The sequence below is a fragment of the Bacillus marasmi genome, from assembly GCF_902168435.1.
Classification (GTDB): domain Bacteria; phylum Bacillota; class Bacilli; order Bacillales; family Cytobacillaceae; genus Bacillus_BU; species Bacillus_BU marasmi.
Genome location: NZ_LR656164.1, coordinates 255,346 through 270,289 on the forward strand (window position 1 = coordinate 255,346; position 14,944 = coordinate 270,289).

General features: G+C 38.2%; 14 protein-coding genes. All 14 read left to right on the plus strand.

Annotated features, from left to right (window positions below; all coding sequences use genetic code 11):
- Positions 1-158 precede the first annotated feature (158 nt).
- The 14 genes from trmFO to FXW34_RS01355 all read left to right on the plus strand — a co-directional run bounded on the left by trmFO (position 159) and on the right by FXW34_RS01355 (position 14,925).
- Positions 159-1,463 (plus strand): FADH(2)-oxidizing methylenetetrahydrofolate--tRNA-(uracil(54)-C(5))-methyltransferase TrmFO, encoded by a 1,305-nt coding sequence (gene trmFO / locus FXW34_RS01290; protein WP_425457383.1) that lies wholly within the window; start codon positions 159-161, stop codon positions 1,461-1,463.
- A 61-nt stretch (positions 1,464-1,524) separates the two neighbouring features.
- On the plus strand, positions 1,525-2,430 hold the full coding sequence (gene xerC, locus FXW34_RS01295) for a tyrosine recombinase XerC (protein WP_147532113.1): 906 nt from the start codon (positions 1,525-1,527) through the stop codon (positions 2,428-2,430).
- 23 nt (positions 2,431-2,453) lie between these two features.
- Entirely contained in the window at positions 2,454-2,996 is a 543-nt protein-coding gene (gene hslV, locus FXW34_RS01300; protein WP_147532115.1) for an ATP-dependent protease subunit HslV, read from the plus strand.
- Positions 2,997-3,016: 20 nt separating this feature from the next.
- Positions 3,017-4,426 (plus strand): ATP-dependent protease ATPase subunit HslU, encoded by a 1,410-nt coding sequence (hslU, locus tag FXW34_RS01305; RefSeq protein WP_147532118.1) that lies wholly within the window; start codon positions 3,017-3,019, stop codon positions 4,424-4,426.
- Between the two features lie 104 nt (positions 4,427-4,530).
- Entirely contained in the window at positions 4,531-5,310 is a 780-nt protein-coding gene (gene codY, locus FXW34_RS01310) for a GTP-sensing pleiotropic transcriptional regulator CodY (protein ID WP_147532120.1), read from the plus strand.
- A 235-nt stretch (positions 5,311-5,545) separates the two neighbouring features.
- Positions 5,546-6,244 carry a 30S ribosomal protein S2 gene (gene rpsB, locus FXW34_RS01315; protein WP_147532122.1) on the plus strand — a complete coding sequence of 233 codons (699 nt, stop codon included), beginning with the start codon at positions 5,546-5,548 and terminating at the stop codon, positions 6,242-6,244.
- A gap of 157 nt (positions 6,245-6,401) precedes the next feature.
- A complete protein-coding gene (gene tsf, locus FXW34_RS01320) occupies positions 6,402-7,283 on the plus strand; it encodes a translation elongation factor Ts (RefSeq protein ID WP_147532124.1) in 882 nt (293 codons plus the stop codon).
- A gap of 179 nt (positions 7,284-7,462) precedes the next feature.
- The gene (gene pyrH, locus FXW34_RS01325; RefSeq protein ID WP_147532126.1) at positions 7,463-8,185 is read left to right on the plus strand and encodes a UMP kinase; all 723 of its coding nucleotides are present in this window, start codon (positions 7,463-7,465) and stop codon (positions 8,183-8,185) included.
- A gap of 2 nt (positions 8,186-8,187) precedes the next feature.
- Positions 8,188-8,745 (plus strand): ribosome recycling factor, encoded by a 558-nt coding sequence (gene frr, locus FXW34_RS01330; RefSeq protein WP_147532128.1) that lies wholly within the window; start codon positions 8,188-8,190, stop codon positions 8,743-8,745.
- A 295-nt stretch (positions 8,746-9,040) separates the two neighbouring features.
- Positions 9,041-9,817, plus strand: a complete 777-nt coding sequence (locus FXW34_RS01335) for an undecaprenyl pyrophosphate synthase (RefSeq protein ID WP_147532130.1) — start codon at positions 9,041-9,043, stop codon at positions 9,815-9,817.
- Between the two features lie 36 nt (positions 9,818-9,853).
- Positions 9,854-10,654 carry a phosphatidate cytidylyltransferase gene (locus tag FXW34_RS01340; RefSeq protein ID WP_147532132.1) on the plus strand — a complete coding sequence of 267 codons (801 nt, stop codon included), beginning with the start codon at positions 9,854-9,856 and terminating at the stop codon, positions 10,652-10,654.
- 31 nt (positions 10,655-10,685) lie between these two features.
- On the plus strand, positions 10,686-11,828 hold the full coding sequence (dxr, locus tag FXW34_RS01345) for a 1-deoxy-D-xylulose-5-phosphate reductoisomerase (RefSeq protein WP_147532134.1): 1,143 nt from the start codon (positions 10,686-10,688) through the stop codon (positions 11,826-11,828).
- 106 nt (positions 11,829-11,934) lie between these two features.
- Complete coding sequence (rseP, locus tag FXW34_RS01350) at positions 11,935-13,197, plus strand: RIP metalloprotease RseP (protein ID WP_147532136.1); 1,263 nt, start codon at positions 11,935-11,937, stop codon at positions 13,195-13,197.
- Positions 13,198-13,221: 24 nt separating this feature from the next.
- A complete protein-coding gene (locus FXW34_RS01355) occupies positions 13,222-14,925 on the plus strand; it encodes a proline--tRNA ligase (RefSeq protein WP_147532139.1) in 1,704 nt (567 codons plus the stop codon).
- Positions 14,926-14,944: the final 19 nt, after the last annotated feature.

Sequence of the window (14,944 nt, forward strand, 5' to 3'; positions counted from 1 at the left end):
TTTTTTATGGAAAAATCATTTTATTATTGCTTTTTTCTTAAATATTAAAGTTTTCATTAAAATTTCGTATGAAGAGATGTAAAATGGATAGGATTGTGGGTAAAGTAGTATTGGTTGAAATACCCTCACCTAAATACAAAAATAAGGGGAATAATATAATGGAAGTAATTGTTAATGTAATTGGTGCTGGATTAGCAGGTAGTGAAGCAGCATGGCAAATTGCCCAGCGTGGGATTAAAGTTCGTCTATATGAAATGCGACCAGTAAAACAAACACCGGCACACCACACGGATAAATTTGCAGAGCTTGTTTGCAGTAATTCATTACGTGCGAATACTTTGACTAATGCAGTCGGTGTATTAAAGGAAGAAATGCGGATATTGGATTCTGTTATTATTGGTTCTGCTGATGCATGTGCTGTTCCAGCTGGTGGAGCTTTAGCGGTAGACCGTCATGAATTTGCTTCTCGCGTAACAAACTTAGTAAAAGAACATCCGAATGTAACCGTAATTAACGAGGAAGTGACGGAAATTCCTGAGGGACCTACCGTGATAGCTACAGGACCATTAACTAGTGAGGCTTTATCACAAAAGCTTAAGGAATTGACAGGAGAAGAATATTTTTATTTTTATGATGCAGCTGCGCCTATTATTGATAAAGAGAGCATAAATATGGATAAGGTGTACTTGAAATCTCGATACGATAAGGGTGAAGCGGCCTATTTAAATTGCCCTATGAATGAGGAAGAATTCAATCGTTTTTACGAGGCATTAATTTCAGCTGAAACGGTTCCATTAAAGGAATTTGAAAAAGAAATCTTTTTTGAAGGCTGCATGCCGATTGAGGTAATGGCAAGTCGAGGCAAGAAAACGATGCTATTTGGACCAATGAAGCCGGTTGGATTAGAGGATCCTCGTACTGGGAAACGCCCTTTTGCTGTTGTGCAATTACGTCAAGACGACTCTGCAGGTACGCTTTATAATATCGTTGGTTTCCAAACACATTTAAAATGGGGTCCGCAAAAAGAGGTTATTCAACTGATTCCGGGACTTGAACAAGCAGAAATCGTCCGATATGGAGTGATGCATCGCAACACATTTATGAATTCTCCTAAAGTGCTTAAGGCGACCTATCAATTAAAAGCTAGAAATGATCTTTTCTTTGCTGGACAGATGACTGGAGTGGAAGGTTATGTTGAATCAGCGGCAAGTGGATTGATTGCTGGTTTGAACGCAGCGAGATTAGTTCAGGGGAAAGAGCCAGTTGAATTTCCGGCAGTTACGGCAATTGGAAGTATGGCGCATTATATTACAACAGCGAATCCAAAAAGATTCCAACCAATGAATGCGAACTTTGGTTTGCTACCGGAATTACCTGTGAAAATTAGAGGTAAAAAAGAAAGATATGAACAACTTGCGAACAGAGCCTTAGAAACAATTCAGAACTTTGTGAAAAGTTTGTAAAGTTTCTTGTAAACCCCTTTATATTATGATAATATTTAGAAGCCTTTGTGAGGTGACTAAAATGGCTGTAAATGTGAACGTTTCTTTAAAGTTATTTATTGAATATTTACAAATTGAAAAGAATTGTTCAGAATATACAATTGAACATTACCAACATGATATTAGAGATTTTGCTATGTTCATGGATGAGCAAGCGATAATCGGCTTGGAAAATGTAAAGTATTCTGATATCAGACTGTATTTAACAAAGCTATATGAAAAAAAGCTTGCGAGAAAAACAGTTGCTAGAAGAATATCATGCCTCCGAAGCTTTTATAAGTTTATGCTTAGAGAAGAGCTTGTTGATGATAATCCGTTTTCGCTAGTGTCGATTCCAAAAATAGAAAAGCATTTACCATCTTTTTTTTATGCCTCAGAACTGGACGAACTTTTTAAAGGGTGCGACATTTCGACTCCACTTGGACAAAGAAATAAAGCGCTATTAGAACTTTTGTATGCAACTGGAATCCGTGTAAGTGAATTATGTAAAATTACCTTAAACGATTTGGATATGTTTGTATCGACTGTTCTTGTCAATGGGAAAGGGAAAAAACAAAGATATGTTCCGTTTGGAAGCTTTGCATATGATGCATTAGAGTTATACATACAACATGGTCGACATAAACTCCTTACTAATACGAAAGAAGATCATGGTATTTTATTTGTGAATTTTCGTGGAGGACCACTAACACCACGGGGAGTTCGTAAAATATTGAATTCCATTATGGATAATTCAGCCTTAAACGGTAAAATTCATCCGCATATGCTCCGTCATACCTTTGCCACGCATCTATTAAATAATGGTGCAGACATGCGTACTGTCCAAGAACTTCTTGGCCATTCACAGTTGTCATCGACTCAGATATACACACATGTTACAAAGGAATTTCTAAAAGATACGTATATGTCTCATCATCCTAGGGCTTAAACAGGAAGAAAGGGGTTTAGTACATGTCTCAATTGCATGCAACGACGATATTTGCTGTTCACCATAATGGGAAATGTGCGATGGCTGGTGACGGTCAAGTTACATTTGGTAATGCCGTTGTGATGAAACACACAGCAAGAAAAGTTAGAAAATTGTTTAATGGAAAAGTAATTGCTGGTTTTGCTGGTTCAGTCGCAGATGCTTTTACATTGTTTGAAATGTTTGAAGGAAAGCTAGAAGAATATAATGGCAATCTTCAACGAGCTGCAGTAGAGCTTGCGAAACAATGGCGAAGTGATAAAGTTCTAAGGCGTCTTGAAGCCATGCTGATTGTCATGAATCAACAAGACCTGCTTTTAATATCAGGTACTGGTGAAGTGATTGAACCTGACGATGGAATTTTAGCAATTGGTTCAGGTGGAAATTATGCACTTGCTGCAGGACGCGCCTTGAAAAAATACTCTGGAGAGCATCTAGACGCTCGAGATATTGCCCGTTCAGCATTAGAAATTGCTTCGGAAATTTGTGTTTATACAAATGGCAATATTATTGTTGAAGAGCTTTAAACGAAAGGAGACTTAATTGTATGGGAAAGATGACTACGTTAACCCCTCGTCAAATCGTTGAAAGGCTCGATCAATATATTGTCGGCCAAAAAGACGCAAAAAAAGCAGTAGCTGTTGCGCTTCGGAATCGATATCGCAGAAATCTGTTAGCTGAAGAGCTTCGTGAGGAAATTGTACCGAAGAACATTTTAATGATTGGACCAACAGGGGTAGGTAAAACAGAAATTGCCCGCCGAATGGCTAAAATAGTTGGAGCTCCATTTATCAAAGTGGAGGCAACAAAGTTTACCGAGGTAGGTTATGTTGGACGTGACGTAGAATCGATGGTCCGTGATTTGGTTGAGACTTCGGTTCGTCTAGTCAAAGAGGAAAAAATGCTGAAGGTCAAAGACCGTGCTGAGGAAAATGCAAACCGCCGCTTAGTCGATTTGCTAGTACCGACAAAGAAAAAAACAAATAATTACAAAAATCCTCTCGAGATGCTTTTTGGAGGTAACACTACACAAAACGATCAAACAGACCAAGAGACTCAGGAAGAAGCATCCAATTACGAAAAGCGTAAAGTGGTCCAGGAGAAACTTGTAGCTGGAGCGTTAGAAAATGAAGTCGTTACGGTAGAGGTCGAGGAGCAGCAACCATCTATGTTTGATATGTTGCAAGGCTCCGGAATGGAACAAATGGGTATGAACATGCAAGATGCTTTGAGCAGCTTTATGCCAAAACGCCGTAAAAAACGGAAGCTGACTGTAAGCGAAGCAAGAAAAGTTCTGACCAATGAAGAAGCGCAAAAATTAATCGATATGGATGAAGTAACGAGTGATGCTGTAAGAAGAGCTGAGCAATCAGGAATCATCTTTATCGATGAAATTGATAAAATTGCGAGTAAGAATTCGGGTGGTTCATCTGCTGACGTTTCACGAGAAGGTGTTCAAAGAGACATCCTTCCAGTTGTAGAAGGGTCAACGGTTGTTACAAAATACGGCTCGGTAAAGACTGACTACATTCTGTTTATTGCTGCCGGAGCTTTCCATATGGCTAAGCCGTCTGATTTAATTCCGGAATTACAAGGTCGCTTCCCAATTCGTGTTGAATTAACGAAACTGACAGTTGATGACTTTGTGAAAATATTAATCGAGCCTGATAATGCTTTGATTAAACAGTATCAAGCATTATTGGAAACTGAAGGTATACAAATTGAATTTTCTGACGATGCTATTCGTAAGATTGCAGAAGTGGCATTTGAGGTAAATCAAGATACTGATAATATTGGTGCAAGACGATTGCATACCATTCTTGAAAAGCTTCTTGAGGATTTGTCCTTCGAGGCACCGGAAGTTACTTTGGAAAAAATAACGATAACACCTCAATATGTAGAAGAGAAACTTGGAGCCATTTCGAGAGATAAAGACTTAAGTCAATTTATCCTCTAATCATAGGTAATGAGATTTGGGTGAATAACCAATAGGTTTTTTAATAGAGAAAAAAACACAATAAAATATGATGTTTTGTTTGAAGCACATAGGAGGAAGAATTAATGGATTTATTAACTAAAACTAGAACGATCAACGCAATGCTGCAAAGAGCGGCAGGGAAACCTGTTAACTTCAAAGAAATGGCCGAAACTCTACGTAATGTAATTGAGGCAAATGTTTTCGTTGTTAGTCGCCGTGGTAAATTATTAGGATTTGCAATTAAGCAATCTATTGAAAATGAGCGCATGAAAAAAATGCTAGAAGATCGACAATTTCCTGAAGAGTATACTAAGAACCTTTTCAATGTACAAGAAACATCTTCAAATATAGATATCGAAAGCCAATACTCCGCTTTTCCATATGAAAATAAAGCGCTTTTCACTACTGGATTAACAACTATTGTTCCAATCATCGGTGGTGGAGAACGTTTAGGAACATTGATTCTATCTCGCATGGAAGATAAATTCGAAGATGATGATTTAATTTTAGCTGAGTACGGTGCAACAGTAGTAGGAATGGAAATTCTTCGCGAAAAATCTGAAGAGATTGAAGAAGAAGCACGTAGTAAGGCTGTTGTACAAATGGCCATCAGTTCACTTTCTTATAGCGAATTAGAAGCTATTGAACATATCTTCGAAGAGCTAAACGGTAATGAGGGCTTATTAGTTGCATCAAAAATCGCTGACCGCGTAGGTATCACTCGCTCGGTTATCGTAAATGCACTTCGTAAACTTGAAAGTGCTGGTGTAATTGAATCACGTTCATTAGGAATGAAAGGAACTTATATCAAAGTTCTAAATGACAAATTCCTTGTTGAACTAGATAAATTAAAATCAAACTAATACACAACCACCCAGGTAGCGAACACGTTACCTGGGTTTCTTTATCAAAAACATCAGGATTTTTTCTGGTTTAGAGTCAGGAATTGCTTGATTGTCTAAATGGTTTGTGCTATATTAGTTCATGGTGTTAATACACACGCTAATGGATTTAACTGGTAGGTGCTTAAAAATTAAGTTTCCAGTTAAAGATGATCTTAGCGGAGGAAAACAAAAACCTTTAGGAGGAAACAAAAACATGTCAGTAATTTCTATGAAACAATTACTTGAAGCTGGTGTACACTTCGGACACCAAACACGCCGTTGGAACCCAAAAATGAAGAAATATATCTTCACTGAGCGTAACGGCATCTATATCATCGACCTTCAAAAAACAGTTAAAAAGGTTGAAGAAGCTTACAACTTCGTTAAGGAGTTAGCTGGTAACGGCGGTAAAATCCTTTTCGTTGGTACTAAGAAACAAGCTCAAGATTCTGTTAAAGAAGAAGCAGCTCGTTCTGGTATGTACTTCGTTAACCAACGTTGGTTAGGTGGTACTTTAACTAACTTCGAAACAATCCAAAAGCGTATTGCTCGCTTAAAAGATATCGAAAGAATGTCTGAAGATGGAACATTTGATGTTCTTCCTAAAAAAGAAGTAGTTCAATTAAAGAAAGAACAAGAGCGTTTAGAAAAGTTCCTAGGCGGAATCAAGGATATGAAGAGTCTTCCAGATGCTTTATTTATCATTGACCCTCGTAAAGAACGTATTGCTGTAGCTGAAGCACATAAATTGAACATTCCTATCGTAGGTATTGTTGATACAAACTGCGATCCAGATGAAATCGATTATGTAATCCCAGCTAACGATGATGCAATCCGCGCTGTTAAACTTTTAACTGGTAAAATGGCAGATGCTATCCTTGAAGCTAAACAAGGTGAAGAAGTTACAGCTTAATTGATTTTAGGACGCTAAGCTTGACAGGAAAAGGTGATAAGAGGGAGCACCCTTTATCACCTTTTTTTAAAGAAAATCGTCATGTCTTGCTTAAACGTTTAGGTTTACTAAATTTTGTAAAAAATAATACATAGTTATAATAAGGAGGAATTTCATTATGGCAATTACCGCTCAAATGGTAAAAGAACTTCGCGAAAAAACTGGTGCCGGCATGATGGATTGTAAAAAGGCCCTTACTGAAACTAATGGTGATATGGAAAAAGCAATTGATTTCTTACGTGAAAAAGGGATCGCAAAAGCTGCTAAGAAATCTGATCGTATTGCTGCAGAAGGTATCACTTCTATTTTAGTTGGTGGCAACGATGCTGTCATTTTAGAAGTAAACTCTGAAACTGATTTCGTTGCTAAAAACGAAGGTTTCCAAACTCTTGTTAAAGAATTAGCTGAGCACTTACTAAAAAATAAACCAGCTACAGTTGAAGAAGCTGAAGCACAAAAAATGGAAAACGGTGCAACTGTTGCTGAGCACATCAATGCTGCAATCGCTAAAATCGGTGAGAAATTAAGCCTTCGCCGTTTTGCAGTTGTGACTAAAACTGATAACGATGCTTTCGGTGCATACTTACACATGGGTGGCCGTATCAGCGTATTAACAGTTCTTGAAGGTACTACTGATGCAGATGCTGCTAAGGATATTTCTATGCATATCGCTGCGTTAAATCCTAAGTATGTTTCTCGTGATGAAGTATCTGCTGAAGAAGTAGAACGTGAGCGCCAAGTATTAACTCAACAAGCTCTTAACGAAGGCAAACCAGCTAACATCGTTGAGAAAATGGTTGAAGGACGTCTTGGTAAATATTTCGAAGATGTTTGTGTACTTGATCAAACTTTCGTAAAAAATCCAGATCAAAAAGTTCGTCAATTTGTTCAATCAAAAGGTGCAACTGTTCGTGAATTCACTCGTTTCGAAGTAGGCGAAGGTTTAGAAAAACGTGAAGACAACTTCGCTGAAGAAGTAATGAATCAAGTTAAAAAATAATGATTAGCGAATTTACTAAGGAATTCTCCTAAGTAAATGAACATACGCTTTTAAAGATTGTTATAGGGGACACTTGGTGTTCCCTATTTTTAAGAAAACAAATTATTGCATTAGACCAAGTCAATAGAACGGTCTTGGTTTTTAAGAGAAAGCATACAATTGGAGGTTCTTAAGTTCTTATGAGCAGCCCTAAATATAAACGCGTCGTATTAAAATTAAGTGGTGAAGCATTAGCAGGTGAAGTTGGTTTTGGGATCAACCCTGCTGTGATTAAGTCAATTGCAAATCAAGTTAAAGAGATTGCAGAATTAGGTGTTGAAGTAGCAGTCGTCGTTGGTGGCGGTAACATTTGGCGCGGTAAAATCGGCAGTGAGATGGGGATGGACAGAGCAACAGCAGATTATATGGGAATGCTTGCAACAGTGATGAATTCGCTCGCACTCCAAGACAGCTTAGAACAAGGTGGAATTGAAACTCGCGTTCAAACTTCTATCGAAATGCGTCAGGTTGCTGAGCCATACATTCGTCGCCGCGCAATCCGTCATTTAGAGAAAAAGCGCGTTGTGATTTTTGCAGCTGGTACAGGAAATCCTTATTTCTCTACAGATACAACAGCAGCTTTACGTGCAGCTGAAATTGAAGCGGACGTAATCTTAATGGCGAAAAATAACGTTGACGGAGTATATTCCGCAGATCCACGTATTGATAAAAATGCCAAGAAATATGATACTCTTTCATATCTAGATGTAATTAAAGAAGGTCTGGCAGTAATGGATTCAACTGCTTCTTCACTTTGTATGGATAACGATATTCCGTTAATTGTCTTCTCCATCATGGAGAGCGGAAATATTAAACGAGTTGTTATGGGTGAAACTATCGGAACTATTGTAAGGGGGAAATAATCATGCCAAAACAAGTTCTTGCAACTGCAAAAGAAAAAATGACAAAAGCAATCTCCGCTTATACGCGTGAGCTTGCAAGTATTCGTGCCGGCAGAGCAAATGCAGCACTACTTGATCGTCTGTCAATTGATTATTATGGTGCGCCAACTCCTGTAAATCAGCTTGCTGGTATTTCTGTTCCTGAAGCACGTCTATTAGTGATTCAGCCCTATGATAAGTCAGTGCTTGGTGAAATTGAGAAAGCGATTTTAAAATCGGATCTTGGTTTAACTCCAACGAATGATGGTAGTATTATTCGCTTAACCATTCCTCAATTAACTGAGGAGCGCCGTAAGGAATTAGTTAAGCTTATTAAGAAGGATTCTGAAGAAGCCAAAGTTGCGGTTCGTAATATTCGTCGTGATGCAAATGATGATTTGAAGAAACTTGAAAAGAATGGTGAAATTACTGAAGATGAACTTCGTGGTTATGGCGAAGATATTCAAAAATTAACGGATGATCATATAAGTAAAATTGATCAAATCACAAAAGATAAAGAGAAAGAAGTAATGGAAGTTTAATTGAAAAATTTTCATTAACCCTCTTGTTATAGGGGGTTTTTTTTAATAGTTAAGGATTCAGGATTCTTGTTTAAACCGTTGCCAAAGGGTGAATATCGACTCTTTTTTGCAACTTAAATTCTGAAAGTTGGTCCATTTACATAATCTTTTTATAGAGATATCTTATTCCTTTTTTGGTATGATAAGAGCATGTGAATAATATGGTAAATAACTTCGACATAGACTATTTTCTGGAAAATGGTGTTTGAATATGTTCGAAGAAGAAGATTATCTTATTTTTAAGAGGAGCTAACTTATGTTAAATAAAATAAAGCTGTGGAAGAATCAGCAACAGTCTTCCAGTCTCCACGAGCGGATGCTACAAATTGAGGAGCAGCCGGTTCCTTCACATGTTGCTATTATTATGGATGGTAATGGAAGATGGGCCAAAAAACGGGCATTACCACGTGTCGCGGGGCATCATGAAGGAATGAAAGTGGTTCGGAAAATCACTCGGCTAGCAAGTAAAATGGGGATTAACACGCTGACATTATACGCTTTTTCTACAGAAAATTGGAAACGTCCTAAAACTGAGGTGGATTACTTATTAAAACTGCCTGAGGAGTTTTTAGGTACCTTTTTACCAGAATTGATTGAAGAAAATGTACGTGTAACGATGATGGGCTATAAGGAAAATTTGCCGAGCTATACGATTAATGCCATTGAAAAAGCCATTCAAGATACGAAAGATAATACGGGATTAGTATTAAATTTCGCATTAAATTATGGTTCTAGAGCAGAAATCGTGGATGCGGTTAAGCGTGTCTTAAACGATTGCCAGAAAGGTATACTAGAGAGTGATGAAGTGAATGAAGATTTATTCTCTTCGTATTTAATGACTTCGGATTTAACTGATCCAGATTTATTAATTCGCACAAGTGGAGAGATTCGACTAAGTAATTTCATGCTTTGGCAACTTGCCTATTCGGAATTTTGGTTTACAGAAGTACTTTGGCCGGATTTTTCTGAACAGCATTTTATTGAGGCAATTGAAGCATATCAAAATCGTCAAAGAAGATTTGGAGGAGTGTAGCTTCACTCCGAACATGAAAAGGTGTTGAAAAACTAAATGAAGCAACGAATCATTACAGCAGTGATTGCAGCAGCGGTTTTTTTACCGATTGTCATTTATGGTGGAACTCCGTTTATTTTACTAACATATTTACTAGCAACTGTTGCACTATACGAATTATTAAAAATGCGAAAGCTTAGCATCACTACGATACCTGGAATTATTTCAGTTATCTTGCTATGGATTTTTCTGCTACCTGACGAGTTCAATAGTACACTGGCAGACTTAGATTATTCAAAAATTGAATTAGCATTGTTTGCCGTTTTGTTGTTTATGACCTATACTGTCATCACTAAAAATCGATTTACATTTGATGATGTTGCATTTGCGATATTAGCCACATTATATATTGGGATTGGTTTTTATTATTTTATTGAAACTCGTGATGCACAATCAGGCTTAACGTATATCTTTTATGCCCTGTTTATTATTTGGGCAACTGATTCTGGCGCATATTTTATTGGAAGAGCGTTTGGTAAGAAGAAGCTCTGGCCGGAAATTAGTCCGAAAAAGACGGTGGAAGGCTTCTTTGGTGGAATTGCCTCCGCATTAGTTGTTGCACTTCTTTTTGTTATTTTTACCGATATTAGTTCTAGTACTGCAGTTTGGAAACTATTCCTCATTACAACAGTACTGTCTGTATCAGGCCAAATTGGCGATTTAGTTGAATCAGCGATTAAACGTCATTATCAAATTAAAGATTCCGGTCATATTTTACCAGGACATGGTGGGATTTTAGACCGTTTCGATAGCTTATTATTTGTTCTGCCATTTATGCATTTTCTCCATTTGTTGTAACTACAAGGATTGTTTATAGGAGTGGAACTTTGTGAAATATATTAGCTTATTAGGCGCAACAGGTTCGATTGGAATGCAAACTCTCGATGTAATAAAAGAACACTCAAACGAATTTACGTTGGTCGCATTTTCAGTTGGAAGGAATATTGATTCTGCTCGTGAAATCATTAACCAATTTAGCCCACAGCTAGTGTCGGTTCAAGAAAAGCCAGACTACGAAATGTTAAAACTGGAATTTCCTCATGTTGCTTTTACATACGGAAATGATGGTTTAACAGAGGTTGCGGTATTTGAAAAGGCAGATATTTTAGTTAATGCTGTTATTGGCAGTGTTGGACTACTACCAACGCTTCAAGCGATTGAGGCGAAAAAGACAATTGCCATTGCCAATAAAGAAACACTTGTGACAGCGGGACATTTAGTTATGGATGCGGTCAAAAAGCACGGGGTAGCCCTTTTGCCTGTTGACAGTGAGCACTCAGCTATCTACCAAGCATTACAAGGTGAGCAAACGAAAAATATCGAACGCTTAATTTTAACAGCATCTGGTGGAAGCTTCCGTGATCGCACGAGAGAAGAATTGGAGCATGTAACCCTAAAAGAAGCTTTAGCACATCCTAACTGGGCGATGGGGGCAAAAATAACGATTGATTCTGCGTCTATGATGAATAAGGGCTTGGAAGTAATTGAAGCCCATTGGTTATTCTCTATTGGCTACGAGCAAATCGATGTGTTACTTCATAAAGAAAGTATCATCCATTCAATGGTTGAATTTCATGACTCAAGTATCATAGCCCAATTGGGAACACCTGATATGCGGGTACCAATCCAATATGCATTAACGTATCCTGATCGTTTACCACTTGGTGGGGCTAAAAGACTTAATTTAGCAGAGATTGGGAAGCTCCATTTTAAGGAAATGGATTTGGAACGGTTTCGTTGTTTGAAATTTGCCTATGAGGCAGGTAAAATTGGCGGTACGATGCCAACCGTTTTAAATGCGGCGAATGAAGTTGCTGTTGCTGCATTTATTGAAGGACAAATTACGTTTTTACAAATTGAGGATTTAATCGAAAAGGCATTATCCGCACATCAAAGCATTAGCAATCCAAGCCTGGCCACAATCCAGGAGGTTGACAAAGAAACAAGACAGTTTGTACAAACGCTAGTATAAAAAGTATTAAACGTATGATAGACAAGCATTGTTAATCATGGGCTTGGCGCAATCAATAGATTGTTTTCCCTGGTCTCTTATCCAAAAAAAAAGGTGGTTGTAAAGTTTGAGCACAGTTATAGCCTTTATTGTTATTTTCGGCGCCCTCGTATTCTTTCATGAATTAGGTCATCTCATCTTTGCGAAACGAGCCGGAATTCTTTGTCGAGAATTTGCAATTGGCTTTGGTCCTAAAATTTTTTCCCACAAAAAGAATGAAACCGTCTATACGATTCGTCTCCTACCGATAGGTGGATTTGTAAGGATGGCTGGGGAAGATCCGGAAATGATCGAAATCAAGCCAGGACATAGAATAGGCCTAATGCTAGATGACCAATCAGGACAAGTCACAAAAATCATATTAAATAACAAGGATAAATACCCAAACGCTCGTGTGATGGAAGTTGAGAGTGCAGATATCGAATACGCTTTGGTCCTAAAAGGATATGTTGATGGAGAGGATGAGCAGCTTCAATCATTTTCGATTGCCCGAGATGCGGTAATGGTTGAGGATGGAATTGAAACGCAAATTGCTCCATATGACCGTCAGTTTGCTTCTAAAAAATTAGGACAAAGAACGATGGCGATTTTTGCCGGTCCAATGATGAATTTTGTGTTAGCTTTTTTCATTTTTCTAGTCATTGCCTTTTTACAGGGAGTTCCTTCTTCTGAGCCTATCCTTGGTAAGGTTACTCCAGATGGCACAGCTGTTAAAGCAGGCCTGAAGGAAGGCGATATCGTTCACACGATAGATGGAGATGAGATTACGAGCTGGAATGATGTCGTCGAAACGATTAGAAAAAATCCAAATAAAGAATTAGAATTTACGATTGAGCGTGATGGAAAAACTCAGGATGTTTCGGTAGTTCCGGAAGAGAAAGAGATTGAGGGAGAAACGATTGGATTAATTGGTGTATATAGTCCCGTTGAAAAATCACCATTAAAAGCGGTTGCTTATGGATTTGAAGAAACTTATTTTTGGACAAAAGAGATATTCTTCATGCTAGGAAAGCTAGTATCTGGTGATTTTACAATTGATGCATTATCAGGACCAGTCGGAATATATAAATCAACCGATACTGTTGCAAAATCTGGAATTTATTATTTAATGAAATGGGCCGGTATTTTAAGTATCAATCTGGGCATTATGAATCTTTTACCAATCCCAGCACTTGATGGAGGAAGGCTGATGTTTTTTGCTGTTGAATTTTTACGGGGCAAACCAGTCGATCGCCAAAAAGAAGGAATGGTTCACTTTATTGGATTCGCCTTACTGATGTTATTAATGCTCGTCGTAACGTGGAATGATATCCAAAGATTTTTCTTATAAATGATAGTTAAGGAGCAATTAAAGATGAAACAAAGTATGACGCTTATTCCTACTTTGCGCGAAGTACCAGCAGATGCTGAAATAAAAAGTCACCAATTATTATTGCGTGCTGGTTTCATGCGCCAAAATGCCAGCGGAATTTATAGCTATCTTCCATTGGCGAAAAAGGTATTACAAAAGGTTGAAACAATTGTTCGCGAAGAAATGGATGCTGCAGGGGCCGTTGAATTGTTAATGCCTGCCTTACAGCAAGCTGAATTATGGCAAGAGTCTGGTCGTTGGTACACATACGGTCCAGAGTTAATGCGAATGAAGGACCGTCATGATCGAGAATTTGCACTTGGGGCAACTCATGAAGAAGTCATTACAAGCCTTGTGCGTGATGAAGTGAAATCGTATAAACGATTACCACTCACTTTATATCAAATTCAAACGAAGTTCCGTGATGAAAAGAGACCTCGCTTTGGGCTCTTGCGCGGTCGTGAATTTATCATGAAGGATGCTTATTCCTTCCACGCTTCTCAAGACAGTCTGGATGAAGTGTATGATGCTTTATTTAAAGCGTACTCAAATATATTCTCGCGTTGTGGGTTAAATTTCCGTGCTGTTATTGCCGATTCAGGTGCAATGGGCGGAAAGGATACACATGAATTTATGGTATTGTCAGATGTTGGTGAAGATACGATTGCTTATTCCGATACTTCTGATTATGCTGCAAATATTGAAATGGCACCGGTTATTACAACTTATGAAAAATCATCAGAGGCTCTTGATGGTCTTGAAAAGGTTAGAACTGAAAATCAGCGTACGATTGAAGAAGTGGCATCATTTTTAAATGTGAAGCCTGAACAGTGCATTAAATCGTTAATGTTTAAAATTGATGATAAATATGTATTAGTACTAGCACGCGGTGACCACGAAATCAATGACATTAAACTTAAGAATCTTTTTGAAGCTGGTTCAGTTGAATTGGCGGATGCAGAGGAAACAGCAAAAATTCTTGGCTGCCCTGTCGGTTCGCTGGGACCAATCGGTGTAGATAATGTAGAAATCGTAGCTGACCATGCTGTTGAAGCCGTTGTTAACGGTGTTTGTGGTGCAAACGAAGAGCACTACCACTACATGAATGTGAATGCTGATCGCGATTTTAACGTATCACAATATGCTGACCTTCGCTTCATCCAAGTAGGTGACCCATCACCAGACGGTGAAGGTTCAATCCTTTTTGCAGAAGGAATTGAAGTTGGTCATGTCTTTAAGCTTGGTACACGTTACAGTGAAGCAATGAATGCGACCTATCTTGATGAAAACGGAAAATCACAGCCAATGATTATGGGCTGTTATGGAATCGGTGTTTCTCGGACGATGGCAGCTGTTGCTGAGCAATTTAATGATGAAAAAGGTTTAGTATGGCCAGTAAGTGTCGCACCTTTTGATGTTCACCTTATTCCTGTTAACGTCAAGGATGCCGAGCAAAACGGTTTAGCACAAGAATTATATACGTTATTAAAACAAAATCGCTTCGATGTTTTACTCGATGACCGTGCAGAACGTCCTGGTGTGAAATTTGCAGATTCCGATCTAATTGGTTTACCAATTCGTGTGACAGTTGGTAAAAAAGCAAACGAAGGAATCGTTGAAGTAAAAATTCGCAAAACGGGTGAAATGCTAGAAATTTCGAAGGATGAAATAGTAGAGCGCTTAACTCAATTGTTACAATCACTATAATTTGAGAAAACTCGTCAAT